Origin of the sequence: Pengzhenrongella phosphoraccumulans (genome assembly GCF_045689905.1) — a bacterium.
Classification (GTDB): domain Bacteria; phylum Actinomycetota; class Actinomycetes; order Actinomycetales; family Cellulomonadaceae; genus Pengzhenrongella; species Pengzhenrongella phosphoraccumulans.
Map to the genome: position 1 here is coordinate 846,030 of NZ_CP144210.1, position 15,507 is coordinate 861,536.

The 15,507-nt window shown below is 69.6% G+C and carries 13 protein-coding genes; 6 read left to right on the forward strand and 7 right to left on the reverse strand.

The window, feature by feature from the left end; translation table 11 throughout:
* The first annotated feature begins 7 nt into the window (after window positions 1-7).
* The 6 genes from VTA80_RS04085 (at window position 8) to VTA80_RS04110 (ending at window position 6,783) form a co-directional block, all read left to right on the forward strand.
* Window positions 8-1,183: an ROK family protein gene (locus VTA80_RS04085; protein WP_407344132.1), complete on the forward strand. Its 1,176-nt coding sequence runs from the start codon at window positions 8-10 to the stop codon at window positions 1,181-1,183.
* Window positions 1,184-1,270: 87 nt separating this feature from the next.
* Window positions 1,271-2,623 (forward strand): ABC transporter substrate-binding protein, encoded by a 1,353-nt coding sequence (locus VTA80_RS04090; RefSeq protein ID WP_407344133.1) that lies wholly within the window; start codon window positions 1,271-1,273, stop codon window positions 2,621-2,623.
* Window positions 2,624-2,625: 2 nt separating this feature from the next.
* Window positions 2,626-3,654, forward strand: coding sequence for a carbohydrate ABC transporter permease (locus tag VTA80_RS04095; RefSeq protein ID WP_407344134.1), 1,029 nt, complete (start codon window positions 2,626-2,628; stop codon window positions 3,652-3,654).
* Window positions 3,651-4,484, forward strand: coding sequence for a carbohydrate ABC transporter permease (locus tag VTA80_RS04100; protein ID WP_407344135.1), 834 nt, complete (start codon window positions 3,651-3,653; stop codon window positions 4,482-4,484). The genes VTA80_RS04095 and VTA80_RS04100 overlap by 4 nt, the downstream gene beginning before the upstream one ends.
* A gap of 2 nt (window positions 4,485-4,486) precedes the next feature.
* Window positions 4,487-5,764 carry a 6-phospho-beta-glucosidase gene (locus tag VTA80_RS04105; protein WP_407344136.1) on the forward strand — a complete coding sequence of 426 codons (1,278 nt, stop codon included), beginning with the start codon at window positions 4,487-4,489 and terminating at the stop codon, window positions 5,762-5,764.
* Window positions 5,761-6,783, forward strand: coding sequence for an N-acetylglucosamine kinase (locus tag VTA80_RS04110; protein ID WP_407344137.1), 1,023 nt, complete (start codon window positions 5,761-5,763; stop codon window positions 6,781-6,783). The genes VTA80_RS04105 and VTA80_RS04110 overlap by 4 nt, the downstream gene beginning before the upstream one ends.
* On the opposite strand, the gene VTA80_RS04115 is transcribed toward VTA80_RS04110, so the two are convergent.
* The 7 genes from VTA80_RS04115 to VTA80_RS04145 all read right to left on the reverse strand — a co-directional run bounded on the left by VTA80_RS04115 (window position 6,780) and on the right by VTA80_RS04145 (window position 15,471).
* A complete protein-coding gene (locus VTA80_RS04115) occupies window positions 6,780-7,340 on the reverse strand; it encodes an ASCH domain-containing protein (RefSeq protein WP_407344138.1) in 561 nt (186 codons plus the stop codon). The genes VTA80_RS04110 and VTA80_RS04115 overlap by 4 nt on opposite strands.
* 125 nt (window positions 7,341-7,465) lie before the next feature.
* Window positions 7,466-8,494 carry a ketol-acid reductoisomerase gene (ilvC, locus tag VTA80_RS04120; RefSeq protein ID WP_407344139.1) on the reverse strand — a complete coding sequence of 343 codons (1,029 nt, stop codon included), beginning with the start codon at window positions 8,492-8,494 and terminating at the stop codon, window positions 7,466-7,468.
* A gap of 45 nt (window positions 8,495-8,539) precedes the next feature.
* On the reverse strand, window positions 8,540-9,064 hold the full coding sequence (gene ilvN / locus VTA80_RS04125; RefSeq protein ID WP_407344140.1) for an acetolactate synthase small subunit: 525 nt from the start codon (window positions 9,062-9,064) through the stop codon (window positions 8,540-8,542).
* 12 nt (window positions 9,065-9,076) lie between these two features.
* Window positions 9,077-10,972 carry an acetolactate synthase large subunit gene (locus VTA80_RS04130; RefSeq protein WP_407344141.1) on the reverse strand — a complete coding sequence of 632 codons (1,896 nt, stop codon included), beginning with the start codon at window positions 10,970-10,972 and terminating at the stop codon, window positions 9,077-9,079.
* A gap of 219 nt (window positions 10,973-11,191) precedes the next feature.
* On the reverse strand, window positions 11,192-11,416 hold the full coding sequence (locus VTA80_RS04135; RefSeq protein ID WP_407344142.1) for a CstA-like transporter-associated (seleno)protein: 225 nt from the start codon (window positions 11,414-11,416) through the stop codon (window positions 11,192-11,194).
* Window positions 11,416-13,674, reverse strand: a complete 2,259-nt coding sequence (locus tag VTA80_RS04140) for a carbon starvation CstA family protein (RefSeq protein WP_407344143.1) — start codon at window positions 13,672-13,674, stop codon at window positions 11,416-11,418. Before VTA80_RS04140 ends, VTA80_RS04135 begins: the two co-directional genes overlap by 1 nt.
* A 66-nt stretch (window positions 13,675-13,740) precedes the next feature.
* On the reverse strand, window positions 13,741-15,471 hold the full coding sequence (locus VTA80_RS04145; protein WP_407344144.1) for a glycoside hydrolase family 13 protein: 1,731 nt from the start codon (window positions 15,469-15,471) through the stop codon (window positions 13,741-13,743).
* Between the last annotated feature and the right edge of the window lie 36 nt (window positions 15,472-15,507).

Sequence of the window (15,507 nt, forward strand, 5' to 3'; positions counted from 1 at the left end):
GGACATCATGACCCGTACCCAGGGCCTACCCGGCACACCCGGACTCCTGCGCGCGATGAACGACCGGACCGCGCTCGCCCTCCTGATCGATCGCGGACCGCTGACGAGGTCGCAGATCGGCGAGCTCACCGGACTCTCGAAACCCACTGCCTCCCAGGTCGTCACCCGGCTCGAGCGAGCTGACCTGATCGCCCCTGTGGGCCACGTCTCGACGGCGCGCGGCCCCCATGCCGCGTCCTACGGGGTGCTCGGTCAGAACACCTGTGCGGTGGCCATCGACCTGCAGCCCCAGCACGCTCGCGCCACCCTGGTCGACGCGCTGGGCACCGCCTACCCGATCGCCGAGGTCCCGCTCGCCCGCACTGGCCAGGACCGCTCGGCCGTGAGTGACATCTCGGCGGCGATCAGCGCTGCCTGCGAGGCCGCGGGGGTGACCACCCGGACCGTCGTGACCGTGATCGTCGGCCTCCAGGGCGCTGTCGACCCCCGGACGGACGATCTCGCCTTCACCGGCTACCTCCCCGGCTGGCCGCGCAAGGCGGTGCGCGCGCAGCTCGAAGACGCTCTCGGCGTCACCGTCCTGATCGACAACGACGTCAACCTCGCAGCGGTCGCCGAACGGGCCGAGGGCGCTGGCCGCGGAACCGAGGACTTCGCCCTGCTGTGGATGGGCGAGGGCCTCGGGCTCGCGGTCGACCTGGACGGACGCCTGCACCGCGGCGCCGCGGGAGGCGCCGGCGAGATCGGGTACCTCCCCGCACCGCGAACCGCGGCCGAGCTGGATCCCGCGGCGCGCGACCTCCAGGGGCTGATCGGCGGCGCAGCCGTCGCGAAGATCGCGCGCCGCCACGGCGTGCACGGGCGCTCGTCGGACGTCGTCGTCGGTGCGCTCGCCACCCACCCGAACCGCATCGCCGTCCTGACGGAGCTCGCTCCCCGGATCTCGCTCGCGGTCGCACCCGTGCTCGCGGTGCTCGACCCGCACATCGTGGTGCTCGGCGGGCCGACCGGCGCCGCGGGGGGCGACCTCCTCGCCGAGCTGGTGCAGGCGAGCATCCGCAAGACGACCGGCTGGTCGCCCTCGGTCGCCGCGACCGCCGTACCCGACCACCCCGTCCTGCGCGGGGCCCGAACGGTGGTTGCCGCGGCGCTGCGCAACCGCCTGCTCGATCTCGTCACCTGATCCCGACTGAACCCCCGCACAAGCACACCCGCCCCGGCAACCTGCCGGTCGACGGAGTCGACGTTCACCGAACGAACGGAGCACATGGTGAGTCCTCGCATCGGCAGGCATTCCCTGCTTGTCACCACAGCAGTACTGGTCACCGCCGCCGTTTCCCTGACGGGTTGCAGCGGATCGGCCGCATCCGGACCGACCGCCGCGGCCACCGCCCCGGCGACGCTGTCCGGCAAGGTCGAGTTCTGGCACTTCTTCTCCGATCGCGAGGCCGACGTGATCCAGTCGGTCGTCGACGACTTCGAAGCGGCGAATCCGGGCGTCACCGTCGACGTCAAGTCGGGGCAGGACGACCAGAAGATGCGCCAGGCCATCTCGGCGGGCCAGGCCATCGACGTCGGGCTCTCGTACTCCACCGACCAGGTCGGCACGCTCTGCTCGTCCGGGGACTTCGTCGACCTCGCCGACTTCATCACCCGTGACGCGGTCGACCTGACCCAGATCCCCCAGACCGTGCTGTCCTACACCCAGTACCACGGAACCCGCTGCACCATGCCCGCGCTGGCTGACGTCTACGGTCTCTACTACAACAAGGACCTCCTGGCCGCGGCCGGGTTCACCGCACCGCCCAAGACACTCGACGAGCTCACCACGATGGCGGTCAAGCTGACGACCTTCAACGACGACGGGTCGATCAAGACCCTGGGCTTCATGCCCCTCCTCGGCTACTACGAGAACGCCGAGTCGCACTGGGCCCCGTCCGCGGACGCCCAGTGGTTGGCGGACGACGGTACGTCGATCGTCGGATCGTCCGCCGGGTGGAAGACGCTGCTCGAGTGGCAGCAGGACCTGATCGGCAAGCTCGGCGGGTTCGACAAGCTGAGCGCCTTCCAGGCAGCCCTCGGTCAGGAGTTCTCCGCCGAGAACGACTTCCAGAGCGGCAAGCTCGCGATGAACCTCGACGGCGAGTACCGCACCGCGTTCATCGCCGACCAGGCACCCGACCTGAACTACGGCACGGCCCCGTTCCCCGCCGCCGCGGGCTCGGAGGACCGCTACGGAGCCGGGTACATCACCGGCAACATCGTGGGCATCGGCAAGGGGTCGAAGAACCCCGAGGCCGCGTGGGCACTGATCAAGTTCCTCACGACGGACACCGCGAGCCAGGTCAAGCTCTCCAACGGGCTCAAGAACGTGCCGACCATGAGCGACGCCATCAACGACCCCGCCCTCGAGGTCTCCGACCAGTTCAGGACGTTCCTGTCGATCTTCCAGGACCCCCACTCGCAGACCACGCCGCCGAGCGGCATCGGACCCGAGTACCAGACGATCCTGGGCACGCAGACGCAGAAGTGGCAGGCCGGCACGATCGACGACCTCGGCTCGATGCTCACCACCGTCGATGACCAGATCGACGCTGCGGTGGCCCTCCAGGCCGGCAGCTGACCATGCGGTCACCGACCCCCGACCTGGCCGCAGGCCTCGGGCCCGTCGACGGTGCACCCCCCGCCGCTCTGGCGGCGGCGGGTGCACCGGCCCGGCGGCCGACCACCGTCCGCCGCCGCCGCCAGCTCGTCGCCCTCGCGCTCCTCACCCCGACCCTGCTCGGCATGGTCATCTTCTTCATCTATCCGCTGATCATGACCGTGTACTACTCGTTCACGGCGTTCGACCTGTCGAACCCGCCACGGTGGAACAACTTCGCGAACTGGAAGTACATGTTCGGTGGCGACCCGCTGATCGGGACCGCAGCGCTGAACACCCTGTGGTTCATCGTGATCCTGGTCCCGGTGCGCATCATCGGGGCGATGTTCGTGGCGTGGGTCCTGACCCGCGCCCGGCGCACCTCGGGTGTTCTGCGGACGATCTACTACCTGCCTGCCCTCATCCCGCCGGTGGCCTCGACGATCGCCTACGTGTTCGTCCTCAACCCGCAGAACGGCCCGCTCAACCAGATCCTGAGGCACTTCGGGATCGACGGCCCCGGATGGTTCACCGACCCTGCGTGGGCCAAACCCGCGCTGACGTTCCTCGGGCTGTGGGTCCTCGGGGACCTCATGGTGATCTTGCTGGCCTCCCTGCTCGACGTCCCCACCGAGCAGTACGAGGCTGCCGAGCTCGATGGCGCGAACTCGTGGCAGGCGTTCCGGTACGTCACCGTCCCGCACATGGCGCCGATCATCCTGTTCTCCCTCATCACGGGGATCATCGGGGCGCTCAAGTACTTCACCGAACCCGCCGTGGCCTCGGCGACCGCCCAGGGCAAGGCCGCGGTCGGTGCCGGGACGAGCTCGCTCCTGGGCTGGCCCGACAGCTCGACCCTGACGTACGGACAGCTCCTCTACTCCAAGGCGTTCGGCGCGAACCTCCTCGGCTACGGCTCCGCGATGGCGGTCCTGCTGTTCGTGGTCACGGCGATCTTCATGGCGGTCCTGCTCCGCAAGTTCAAGGCCTACAGCCCGGAGGTGGCGAGTTGAACACCCGAAAGCGCTCCGCAGTCGTCTTCGTGACCGACCACCTGGTGTTCAGCGCCCTGGCGGCGATGTTCCTCGCACCGCTGGCCTTCATCATCCTCACGTCGCTGATGTCACCTGAGCAGGCGGGCACCTCCTTCTCCTGGCCGACGTCGTGGCATCCGGAGAACTTCGCGACCGTCTTCGACAAGCTGCCGATGGTGAAGTACTTCGGGAACTCGTTCATCTACGCGACCGCCGCCACCGCGCTCATGCTCATCTCGTCGGTCCCGGCCGCCTATGCGCTCGCCCGGATCCAGTTCCGCGGGTCGAACCTGCTCTTCCTCGGCATCATCGCCATGATGCTCCTGCCCCCGCAGGTCACTTCGGTCCCGCTCTACGTCCTGTGGACGAAGCTGGGCCTCACCGGCAGCCTGTGGCCCTTGATCCTGCCCAACCTGCTCGGGGATGCCTTCTCGATCTTCCTCATGCGCCAGTTCTTCCTGACGATCCCGAAGGACTACACCGAGGCGGCCCGTCTCGACGGCTGCGGCGAGCTGCGCACGCTCTGGCGCGTGATCCTGCCGATGGCCAAGCCGGGCATCGCGGCGACGTCGATCTTCATGTTCTTCGCCTCGTGGAACGACTACTACGGACCGCTGCTGTACACGTCCGAGAACGAGTCGGCCTGGCCGATCTCGTACGCGCTCGCGCAGTTCCGCAGCTCCCGGTCGGTGGACTGGAACCTCACGATGGCCGCGACGCTGATCGCCATGGTCCCCGTCGTCCTCATCTTCTTCCTCGCACAACGCATCTTCGTCCAGGGCATCACCCTGACCGGAGTGAAGGGATAGTCATGAAGCTCACTGTCATCGGCGGCGGTTCGACCTACACCCCCGAGCTCGTCGACGGGTTCGCCCGCCTGCGCGGCATCCTCCCGCTCGACGAGCTCTGCCTGGTCGACCCGGACGCCCACCGGCTCGCGCTCGTGGCGGCGGTGTCCCGGCGAATGTTCGACCACGCGGGCTACCCCGTGCGCGTGACCACCACGTCCGACGTCGTCGCCGGGGTCCGGGACGCGAACGCGGTGCTCTTCCAGCTGCGGATCGGGGGCCAGCAGGCCCGGCACAGGGACGAGACGTTTCCGCACGCGTGCGGGTGCATCGGCCAGGAGACGACCGGCGCGGGCGGGTTCGCGAAGGCACTGCGCACCGTCCCTGTCGTGCTCGAGCTCGCCGAGATCGTCCGCCAGTACGCCGCGCCCGACGCCTGGATCGTCGACTTCACGAATCCGGTGGGGATCGTCACCCGCGCCCTCCTCGAGGCGGGGCACCGCGCGGTGGGTCTGTGCAACGTCGCGATCGGCTTCCAGCGGCGGTTCGCCGCGACCCTCGACGTCGCCCCCGAGGCGGTGCTCCTCGACCACGTCGGTCTCAACCACCTCACGTGGGAGCGGGCGGCCCTGGTGGACGGCGTCGACCGGCTGCCGGAGATCCTCGCCACCCACCTCGACGAGATCGCGGCGGACATCGAGCTGCCCAGCCGGGTGATCACGCTGCTGGGCGGCGTCGTGCCGTCCTACTACCTGCGCTACTTCTACGCCCACGACGAGGTCCTCGCCGAGCAGCTCGTTCCGGGGGTGCTGACCCGTGCCCAGGCCGTCATGGAGGTCGAGAACGAGCTGCTCGACCAGTACGCCGACCCGAGCGTCATGACCAAGCCCGAGGCCCTCTCGCGCCGCGGCGGGGCCTTTTACTCCGAGGCCGCGGTGAACCTGCTGGCCTCGCTCACCGCGGATCTGGGCGACACCCAGATCGTCAACGTCCGCAACGACGGCACGCTCCCGTTCCTCCCGGACGACCACGTGATCGAGGTCCCGGCGACGATCTCAGCCGCGGGGATCTCGACGGCGACGTCGTCCGCGCGCGTCCCCCTGCCCGACGACCTGGTCGGGCTCATCTCACACGTCGCCGGCTATGAACGGCTCGCGCTTGACGCGGCCATCCACGGCGGTGCCGACCGGGTGACCCGCGCACTCCTCGCCCATCCCCTCGTCGGGCAGTACGACCGGGCCGCCCGGCTGAGCGACCTGCTCATCGCCCGCAACCGAGAACACCTGGCGTGGGCTCGATGAGCGTGCTCCCTCCGGTGGGCACCGAGACCGTGGCGCTCGCGATCGACGGCGGCGGCACCAAGACCGACGTCGTGGCACTGAGCCGCGAGGGCACGGTGCTCGCCCGGGCGCGCGGGACCGGGTCGTGCCCCCAGGTGATCGGGGTCCTGCCCGCGGTCGCGATCGTCGACGACCTGGTTCGGCGGGTTCTCGCGGAGCTCGGCGACCCGGTGGTCGAGTGCGCAGGGGTTTTCCTGTCCGGGCTCGACCTCGCCGTCGAGATCACGACCTTCAGTGCGGCGATCGCCGGGCTCGGCTGGGTCACCGCGTCCCGGCGCCCGGTGATCGTCGACAACGACACCTTTGCGCTGATGCGGACGGGCACGGCCGAGCCCGAGGCGGTCGCCGTCGTCTGCGGGACGGGGATCAACTGCGTGGGGCGCCGCAAGGACGGCAAGACTGCCCGCTTCCCCGCGCTTGGCCGGATCTCCGGCGATTGGGGCGGCGGCTCCGAGCTCGGTGAGCAGAGCATCTGGCACGCCGCCCGGGCGGTCGACGGCCGCGGACCTGGGACCATCCTGACCGATCTCGTGCCCGAGGCGCTGGGGCGCCCTGACCTCATGACCGTCATCGAGGACCTGCACTTCGGGCGGTTGCACCACGACGTGCTCTCGACGCTGGCCCCCGTGCTGTTCGCGGCGGCGCGCGCCGGCGATCCCGTCGCTGCTTCCGTGGTCGACCGGCAGGGTGCAGAGATCGTCGCCCTCGTGGTCGCGGCGCTGACCCGGCTCGAGTTGCTCGGCACGAGCGTGCCGATCGTGCTCGGTGGCGGCGTGCTCGCTGCCCGGGATCCTCGGCTCCTGGCCGGCATCGAGAACGGACTCGCACTCAGCGCGCCCGCCGCCCGCCTCGTCCATGTCGCGGCACCACCGGTGCTGGGCGCCAGCCTGCTGGTCCTCGACAACCTCGAGGCGCCGCCATCGGCACATCGAGCCGCCGTCGCCGCGCTCACCCCGCCACCCGAGGCCCGGTGGTGCTAGACCGAGCGACTGCCCCGGTGCGCCCCATGCCCCGGCGACGGGAACGTGACCTCGAACAGCTCGAGGACCACGGGCATCGACGCGTCGAACGTGGCACCGCGCGCCGCGAGGCCACGGGTGAAGTACACCTCGTGACCGGCACGCCACGCCTCGAGCGACAGGTCGTCCTCGCCCTCGAGGGCGGCGAAGTCGGCGTCGACCTCCGCGAAGGGCACCACGCGGATCGACGTCGTGCGCACGAGGGCCCGCGGGTGTCCGCGTCCGTCGAGGATGATCGACAGGTCGCCCTCCGCGGGCATGGGCGCCTCGTCGTCGTACTCCCAGGCCCCGGACGACGTCGCCGTCTTGGTCCCCATGAGCACGAGGTCGAGGAGCTCGTCGGCGAGCTTGGGCGAATCACCGAACGCCCACGCCGGCGGCGGCACGCTCTCGGACGGGCTCGGGCCGACGATCACGCCCAGGCGGCCGAGCCCCACCCCGCGCCGCGCGAGCTCCCAGAACGCCTCGATCTCGTCCCCGGACTCGATATCGATCTCGGTCTCACTCAATGAACTCACCCTTTTCCCGCTAGAGAACTGCACCCCGTGCGCCTCACGCCACTGCACCGGGCCGAGATGCCGGGATCCGCCCGTCGAAACGGTCTCGAACGGGCGGATCCTGACGTCCTGGCGCAGGAGCGCGGTCAGCGGGCGGCGTGGCCTTCGACGAAGTCCGTGTCGGACGGCTTGACCCACGCGAACAGCTTGCGCAGCTGGCGACCGACGGCCTCGATCGGGTGCGCCTCGCCCTTGGCGCGCAGCGCCTTGAACTCGGGTGCGCCGGCGTCCTGGTCGTCGATGAACCGCTTGGCGAAGGCGCCGCTCTGGATGTCCGCGAGGACCGCCTTCATGTTCTCCTTCACGCTCGGGTCGATGACGCGCGGCCCGGAGACGTAGTCGCCGTACTCGGCGGTGTCCGAGACGCTCCAGCGCTGCTTGGCGATGCCGCCCTCGTTGATGAGGTCGACGATCAGCTTGAGCTCGTGCAGCACCTCGAAGTACGCGACCTCGGGCTGGTAGCCCGCCTCGGTCAGCGTCTCGAAGCCGTACTGGATGAGCTGGGAGACGCCACCGCACAGCACGGCCTGCTCGCCGAACAGGTCGGACTCGGTCTCCTCGGTGAAGGTCGTCTTGATACCGGCCGCCCGCAGGCCACCGATCGCCTTGGCATACGAGAGCGCGAGCGCCCACGCGCCACCGGTCGCGTCCTGCTCGACGGCGACGATCACGGGCACGCCGCGGCCGTCCACGTACTCGCGGCGCACGAGGTGTCCGGGCCCCTTGGGCGCGATCATCACGACGTCCACACCGGCCGGCGGCGTGATGTAGCCGAACCGGATGTTGAAGCCGTGCGCGAAGACGAGCGCTGCACCGGTCGCCAGGTTCGGCGCGATCTCGTCGCGGTAGACCGAACGCTGGGCCTGGTCGGGCGCCAGCACGACGACGACGTCGGCCTCCTTGACCGCGTCCGCGACCGACAGGACCCGCAGGCCCTCGTTCTCGGCCTTGGCGCGGGAGGCGCTACCCTCGCGCAGGCCGACGCGCACGTCGACGCCCGAGTCGCGCAGGTTGAGCGCGTGCGCGTGCCCCTGGCTCCCGTACCCGATCACGGCGACCTTGCGGCCCGCGATGATCGAGAGGTCGGCGTCGTCGTCGTAGAAAAGCTCTGCCACGGTGGATCTCCTTGTGTGGGGGTGGTGCGGAAGACGGTGGGGGGGTCAGGCCGGTCGGCTGACGCGGTCCAAGGCGCGGTCGGTGATCGAGTGCGAGCCGCGCCCGATCGCGACCGTGCCGGACTGCACGATCTCGCGGATGCCGTAGGGCGCGAGCGCCGCCAGCATCGCCTCGAGCTTGTCGGGCCGGCCGATCGCCTCGATCGTGAGGGTATCGGGCACGACGTCGACCACGTGCGCCCGGAAGAGGTCGACGACCTCGAGGACGCCGCTGCGCTGAGCGGGTTCAGCCCGCACCTTGACCAGCATCAGCTCGCGCTGGACCGACGTCGGCGCTTCGAGCTCGACGATCTTGATGACGTTGATCAGCTTGTTGAGCTGCTTGGTCACCTGCTCCAGCGGCGCGTCCTCGACGTCGACCACGAAGGTGATCCGCGAGATGTCCTCGTGCTCGGTCGGACCGACCGCGAGGGAGTGGATGTTGAACGCCCGACGGGCGAACAGCCCCGCGACGCGCGTGAGCACGCCGGGCTTGTTCTCGACCAGGACGGACAGAGTGTGCCTGCTCATTGCCATGTCGCCTCAGTCCTCGCGGTCCCACGACGGGGAGATTCCCCGCGCGTACTGCACCTCGTCGTTGCTGACCCCGGCCGTCACCATGGGCCACACCATCGCGTCGCGCGAGACGGTGAAGTCGATGACGACGGGCTGGTCGTTGATCTCCATCGCGCGCTTGATCGTGGCGTCGACGTCGGCCTTGGTCTCGCACCGCAGGCCCACGGCGCCGTAGGCGTCGGCCAGCTTGACGAAGTCCGGGATCCGCACGGTGCCGTGACCGGTGTGCAGATCCGTGTTGGAGTAGCGCTCCTCGTAGAACAGGGTCTGCCACTGGCGGACCATGCCGAGCGAGGAGTTGTTGATCACCGCGACCTTGATCGGGATGTCGTTGATGGTGCAGGTGGCGAGCTCCTGGTTGGTCATCTGGAAGCAGCCGTCACCGTCGATCGCCCACACGACGCGATCCGGGGCGCCAACCTTGGCCCCCATCGCGGCCGGGATCGCGTAGCCCATGGTGCCCAGGCCACCCGAGTTGAGCCAGGAGTTGGGGCGCTCGTACTTGATGAACTGCGAGGCCCACATCTGGTGCTGCCCGACGCCGGCGACGAAGATCGACTCCGGGCCGGAGATCTCACCGATGCGCTGGATCACGTGCTGCGGTGCGAGGTGGCCGTCCTCCGGCTCCGCGTACCCGAGCGGGAAGGTCTCGCGCCAGTCGTTGATCTGGCGCCACCAGCCCTCGAGGTCGGGCTTGCCGCGCTGGGCGTGCTCGCGGGCGAGCTCGGGCAGCAGGTCGGTGATGACCTCGCGCAGGTCGCCGACGATCGGCACGTCCGCGGCGCGGTTCTTGCCGATCTCGGCCGGGTCGATGTCGGCGTGCACGATCGTGGCGTGCGGCGCGAAGCTCGAGAGCTTGCCCGTGACCCGGTCGTCGAACCGCGCGCCGAGGGCGATGATCAGGTCCGCCTTCTGCAGGGCCGCGACCGCTGGGACCGTGCCGTGCATGCCCGGCATGCCGAGGTGCTGCGGGTGGGAGTCCGGCAGCGCGCCGCGCGCCATCAGCGTCGTGACGACCGGGGCGCCCGAGGCGTCGACGAGCTTGCGCAGCTCGGCCGAGGCCCCCGCGCGGATCGCCCCGCCACCGACGTAGAGCACCGGGCGGCGAGCGGTCGCGAGCAGGCGGGCCGCCTCCCGGATCTGCTTGGAGTGCGGCTTGGTGACCGGGTGGTAGCCGGGCAGGTTGAGCTGCTGGGGCCACGAGAACGAGGTGTTCGCCTGGAGAGCCGACTTCGCGACGTCCACGAGCACCGGACCCGGCCGACCCGTCGAAGCGATGTGGAAGGCCTCGGCAATGATGCGCGGGATGTCGTCCGCGTTGGTGACGAGGAAGTTGTGCTTGGTGATCGGGAAGGTGATGCCGACGATGTCGGCCTCCTGGAACGCGTCCGTCCCGATCATGGAAGCGCCCACCTGCCCGGTGATCGCCACGACGGGGATCGAGTCCATGTTGGCGTCCGCGAGCGCGGTCACCAGGTTCGTCGCACCGGGGCCCGACGTCGCGATGCACACGCCGACCCGACCGGTCGCGTGGGCATAGCCCGAGGCCGCGTGTCCGCCACCCTGCTCGTGCCGCACCAGGATGTGGCGCACCCGGGTGGAGTCCATGAGCGGGTCGTACAGCGGCAGGACCGCGCCGCCGGGGATCCCGAAGACGACGTCGACGCCGACCTCCTCGAGGGCCCGGACGATCGCCTTCGCGCCGCTGACCGCCTCCGGCCCGACGGCGGCGGGCTGGGCCACCGCGGCGAGGTGGCTCGTCGCGAGTGCGTCGGGCGTGGCGGCACGTGCTGCGCCGGCGGGCGCGGGAGTGGCGCGCACGGCGCCGCCCCGCGGTGGTGCCGGGTGGTGTCCCTGGACCATCGGTCTCTCCTTGTCGTGGCACAAAAAAACCCCTCGGCCCTTGCGGGCTGGACGAGGGGGAAGCGCGTGGCCGAGATCCTTGAGCTGGACCTCAGTCGACGCGCTCGGTAACTACGAGAATCGGCTGCACGACGCATACGTTAGCCCAGCGCACGGCTCACTGTCACGCCGTTCAGTGCCTGTCTCACATCGTGGTTCACGTGTTCACTCAATGGACGGTCAGCAGCACCGTGCCTGGACCGGGGAGTCGTGCCGCGAGCGCCAGTACTGCTGCACGGTCTCGGGCTCCTGCTCGGGATGGACCCGGGCGAGGTGCTCGACGTAGCGCGCGTAGTCGTGGTCACCCATCAGCGTCGTGCAGTACCACCGCACGCCCACGGCGGCCCTGCGGAGCCCGACGAGGACCGCCCGCACGGCACCGCCGTGCCGTGCGGGCGTACCCATCAGTGCGCGCCGGTCGCGACCGGCTTGCGGTCACCGCCACGCCCGAGCGCGTCCCACTCGGCCTGCACGGCCTTCTCGGCCGGGGAGGCCATGAGGCCGTTCGGCGCGAACAGGTGCGACGGCAGGTCCGGGTCCTCGGTGGTCGGGAGCCCGCCGACCCGGATCGCGCGGATGCACACGGCCACGGCCGCACCCACCACCACGATCACGAGCAGCGCGAACACGATCGAGAGGGTGCCCTGGATGAACGTGTTCCGGATGACCGCATCGATCGCGGCGGGGCTGGCGGCCGAGCCGAACGTCTCGGCACCGGAGGCCTTGGCGTCCAGGAACGCCTGGTGCTGGGCCCAATACCCGATCTTCGGGTTGCTGGAGAACACCTTCTGGTACGACGCGGTCATCGTGATGATGAGGTCCCAGATGAGCGGCGCGCCGGCGATCCAGGCCCACTTGCCCCGACCCTGCTTGACCAGCACGGCGGTGACCACGGTCAGCGCGATCGCCGCGAGCAGCTGGTTGGCGATGCCGAACAGCGGGAACAGCGTGTTGATGCCACCCAGGGGGTCGGTGACGCCCATGAGCATGATCGCGCCCCAGCAGCCCACGACGAGGGCCGAGCAGAGCCACGCGCCGAAGCGCCACGACGGGTCACGGAAGCGCTTGAAGGCCCCGCCGAGGTTGCCGATGGTGTCGGAGAGCATGAACCGGGCGACGCGGGTGCCGGCGTCGACCGTGGTGAGGATGAACAGTGCCTCGAACATGATCGCGAAGTGGTACCAGAACGAGGCCAGCGCGGAACCGCCGAACACGCCCGAGAGCACCTGGGACATGCCGATCGCGAGCGTCGGCGCACCTCCCGTACGGGAGATGATCGAGGCCTCGCCGACGTTCGCCGCAGCCTGGGAGATGTCGGCGGGCGTGATGGGAGCACCTGCGAGGCCGAGGCCATTGACGTACAGGGCGGCGGTCTCGGGAGTCGCGCCGGTGAGTGCGGCGGGGGCGTTCATGACGAAGTAGAGGTTCTGGTCGATCACCAGGGCGGTGACCAGAGCCATGATCGCGACGAACGACTCGACGAGCATGCCGCCGTAGCCGATGATGCGGGCCTGCCCCTCCTTCTCGAGCATCTTGGGCGTCGTGCCGGAGGCGATCAGGGAGTGGAAGCCCGACAGGGCGCCGCACGCGATCGTGACGAACAGGAACGGGAACAGCGACCCGGCGAACACCGGGCCGTTGCCCTCGATGGCGAAGGACGTCACGGCCGGCGCGTGGATCTCGGGCCGGACGAACAGGATCCCGACGGCGAGCAGCGCGATGGTGCCGACCTTCATGAAGGTCGACAGGTAGTCGCGGGGGGCGAGCAGCAACCAGACGGGCAGGATCGACGCGGCGAAGCCGTAGGCGATCAGGCACCAGGCGATGGTGACCGGGCCGAGCGTGAACCAGTCCTGACCCCAGGTGGTCTCGGCGACCCAGCCGCCGGAGATGATCGCGAGCAGCAGGAGCACGAGGCCGATCACGGAGACCTCGGACACCTTGCCGGGCCGCAGGATCCGCAGGTAGACACCCATGAACAGGGCGATCGGGATGGTCATTGAGATGGAGAAGACCCCCCACGGGCTCTTGGCCAGCGCGTTGACGACGACGAGTCCGAGGATCCCGATGACGATGATCATGATGACGTAGACGCCGACCAGCGCGGCGGTTCCGCCGACGCGGCCGAGCTCGTCCCGGGCCATCTGGCCGAGGCTGCGGCCGCCGCGGCGCACCGAGAGGGTCAGGACGAGGTAGTCCTGCACGCAGCCGGCGAGCACGGCGCCGAAGATGATCCAGATGGTGCCGGGCAGGTACCCCATCTGCGCGGCGAGCACCGGTCCAACGAGCGGGCCGGCCCCGGCGATGGCGGCGAAGTGGTGGCCGAACAGCACCCGGCGGTCCGTCGGCATGAAGTCTTTGCCGTTGTCGTAGGTCTCAGCCGGAGTCGCCCGGTCGTTGCGCGGCTTCACCACGTTGTACTCGATGAGGCGGGCGTAGAACCGGTAGGCCACCACGTACGTCGAGACGGCGGCCAGCACGAACCAGACCGCGTTCACGCTCTCTCCGCGGAAGAACGCGATCATCGCCCACGAGACCGCACCGAGCAGCCCGATGGCGGCGAACAGGAGCTTCTTGCGCGGCGTCATCGGCGATCTGTCGATCACGGCTACCGGCGGCGAGGTGGGATCCGTGCGGACATATTCGACGTCGATGTCGGCCATGAGGCTCCAGGATTGGCGTCACAGCGCCCCACCTGTGCGGTTGGCGTCGACGTGACAATGATCATTCTAACCGCGGCGCCAGACCTGAGCCTCCCACGGCCGGAGAGAATCAACGACTCCCGGGTCCGAGTAGTTCCCGATCACGAGCTCGGCACCGGCCCAGACCTGCGCGTTCGGCAACGTGACCGGCTGCGCGGCACCGGTGAAGTTGCCCAGCACGAGCAGCTCGGTGCCCTCCAGGCTCCGCACGAACGCGTACACCGCCTCGTCGTCGGCCAGGAGCATCGTGAAGTCGCCCAGCGCGACCACGGGCTCGGTGTGCCGGAGCTCGATGAGCCGGCGGTAGAAGCTGAAGACGGAACCCGGGTCGTCGTGCTGCGCCGCCGCGTTGATCTCGCGGTAGTTGGGGTTGACGGCGATCCACGGCTCGCCGGTCGTGAAGCCGGCCTGCGCGGTCGCGTCCCACTGGACCGGGGTGCGGGCGTTGTCCCGGCTCATCGCGCGCAGCGACGCGAGCAGCGTGTCCTCGTTCGCCTGGCCGTGGGCGAGCGCCTCCGCGTAGTGGTTGAGGGACTCGATGTCCCGGTAGGAGTCGATGGAGGTGAAGTGCGCGTTCGTCATGGCCAGCTCTTCGCCCTGGTAGACGTACGGGGTGCCGCGGTGCAGGTGCAGCACCGTCGCGAGCATGGTCGCGGAGAGCTCGCGGTGCTCGCCGTCGTCCCCGAAGCGCGACACGATGCGCGGCTGGTCGTGGTTGTCCCAGTACAGGCTGTTCCAGCCCACCTCGGCGAGCCCCGCCTGCCACCGGCCGAACGACGCCTTGAGGTCGGTGAGGCGCAGCGGGTGGACGTCGAACTTGCCCGCGCCGTGGTCGAGGCCGACATGCTCGAACTGGAACACCATGTCGACCTCGGCGCGCGCCGGGTCGGTGAACAGCACGGCGTCGTCGACGGTCACGCCGGGCATCTCCCCCACCGTCAGCGGCGCGACGTCGCGGCCCGCGAAGACCTCGCGGTGCATCTCCTGCAGGTACTCGTGCAGGCGGGGGCCGCAGCCGAAGTGCGGCTGACCGTCGCCGTACAGGGCGCCGTCGTGCACGATGCCGTCCGGCAGCGAACCGTCCGCACGCACGGCCTTGGAGATGAAGTTGATGACATCCATCCGGAAGCCGTCGACCCCGCGGTCGAGCCACCACCGCATCATCGCGTAGATCTCAGCGCGCACCTGCGGGTTCTCCCAGTTCAGGTCCGGCTGCTTGCGCGAGAACAGGTGCAGGTAGTACTCGCCCGTGAGGGGGTCCAGGTCCCAGGCCGGCCCGGAGAACGCCGAGCCCCAGTTCGTCGGCTCGGCGCCGGGCGCACCCGGTTCCATGTGCGGCCGCGTCGGCCGCCACCAGTACCAGTCCCGCTTGGGGTTGTCGAGGGACGACCGCGACTCGACGAACCACGGGTGCTCGTCCGAGGTGTGGTTGACGACGAGGTCCATCACGAGCTTCATCCCGCGCGAGTGGACGTCGGCCAGCAGCGCGTCGAAGTCCTCGAGCGTGCCGAACGACGGGTCGATCGCCCGGTAGTCGGAGATGTCGTAGCCGGCGTCGTCCTGCGGCGACGCGTAGACCGGCGACAGCCAGATCACGTCGACCCCGAGCAGCTGGAGATGGTCGAGCTTGCTTGCGATCCCCCGCAGGTCCCCGATGCCGTCACCGTTCGAGTCGGCAAAGCTGCGCGGGTAGACCTGGTAGACGACGGCGCTCGTCCACCAGGGCGCGACGACAGCAGCAGCGGTTGGTTCGGTCACGTGACAACTCCTCGGGTAAGTCCTCAAGACGACCCA

Coding starts and splice junctions, on each gene's coding strand:
- VTA80_RS04085 (WP_407344132.1), top strand. CDS start 8: ATGACCCGTACCCAGGGCCTACCCGGCACACCCGGACTCCTGCGCGCG.
- VTA80_RS04095 (WP_407344134.1), top strand. CDS start 2,626: ATGCGGTCACCGACCCCCGACCTGGCCGCAGGCCTCGGGCCCGTCGAC.
- VTA80_RS04105 (WP_407344136.1), top strand. CDS start 4,487: ATGAAGCTCACTGTCATCGGCGGCGGTTCGACCTACACCCCCGAGCTC.
- VTA80_RS04110 (WP_407344137.1), top strand. CDS start 5,761: ATGAGCGTGCTCCCTCCGGTGGGCACCGAGACCGTGGCGCTCGCGATC.
- ilvN (WP_407344140.1), bottom strand. CDS start 9,064: ATGAGCAGGCACACTCTGTCCGTCCTGGTCGAGAACAAGCCCGGCGTG.
- VTA80_RS04130 (WP_407344141.1), bottom strand. CDS start 10,972: ATGGTCCAGGGACACCACCCGGCACCACCGCGGGGCGGCGCCGTGCGC.
- VTA80_RS04135 (WP_407344142.1), bottom strand. CDS start 11,416: ATGGGTACGCCCGCACGGCACGGCGGTGCCGTGCGGGCGGTCCTCGTC.
- VTA80_RS04140 (WP_407344143.1), bottom strand. CDS start 13,674: ATGGCCGACATCGACGTCGAATATGTCCGCACGGATCCCACCTCGCCG.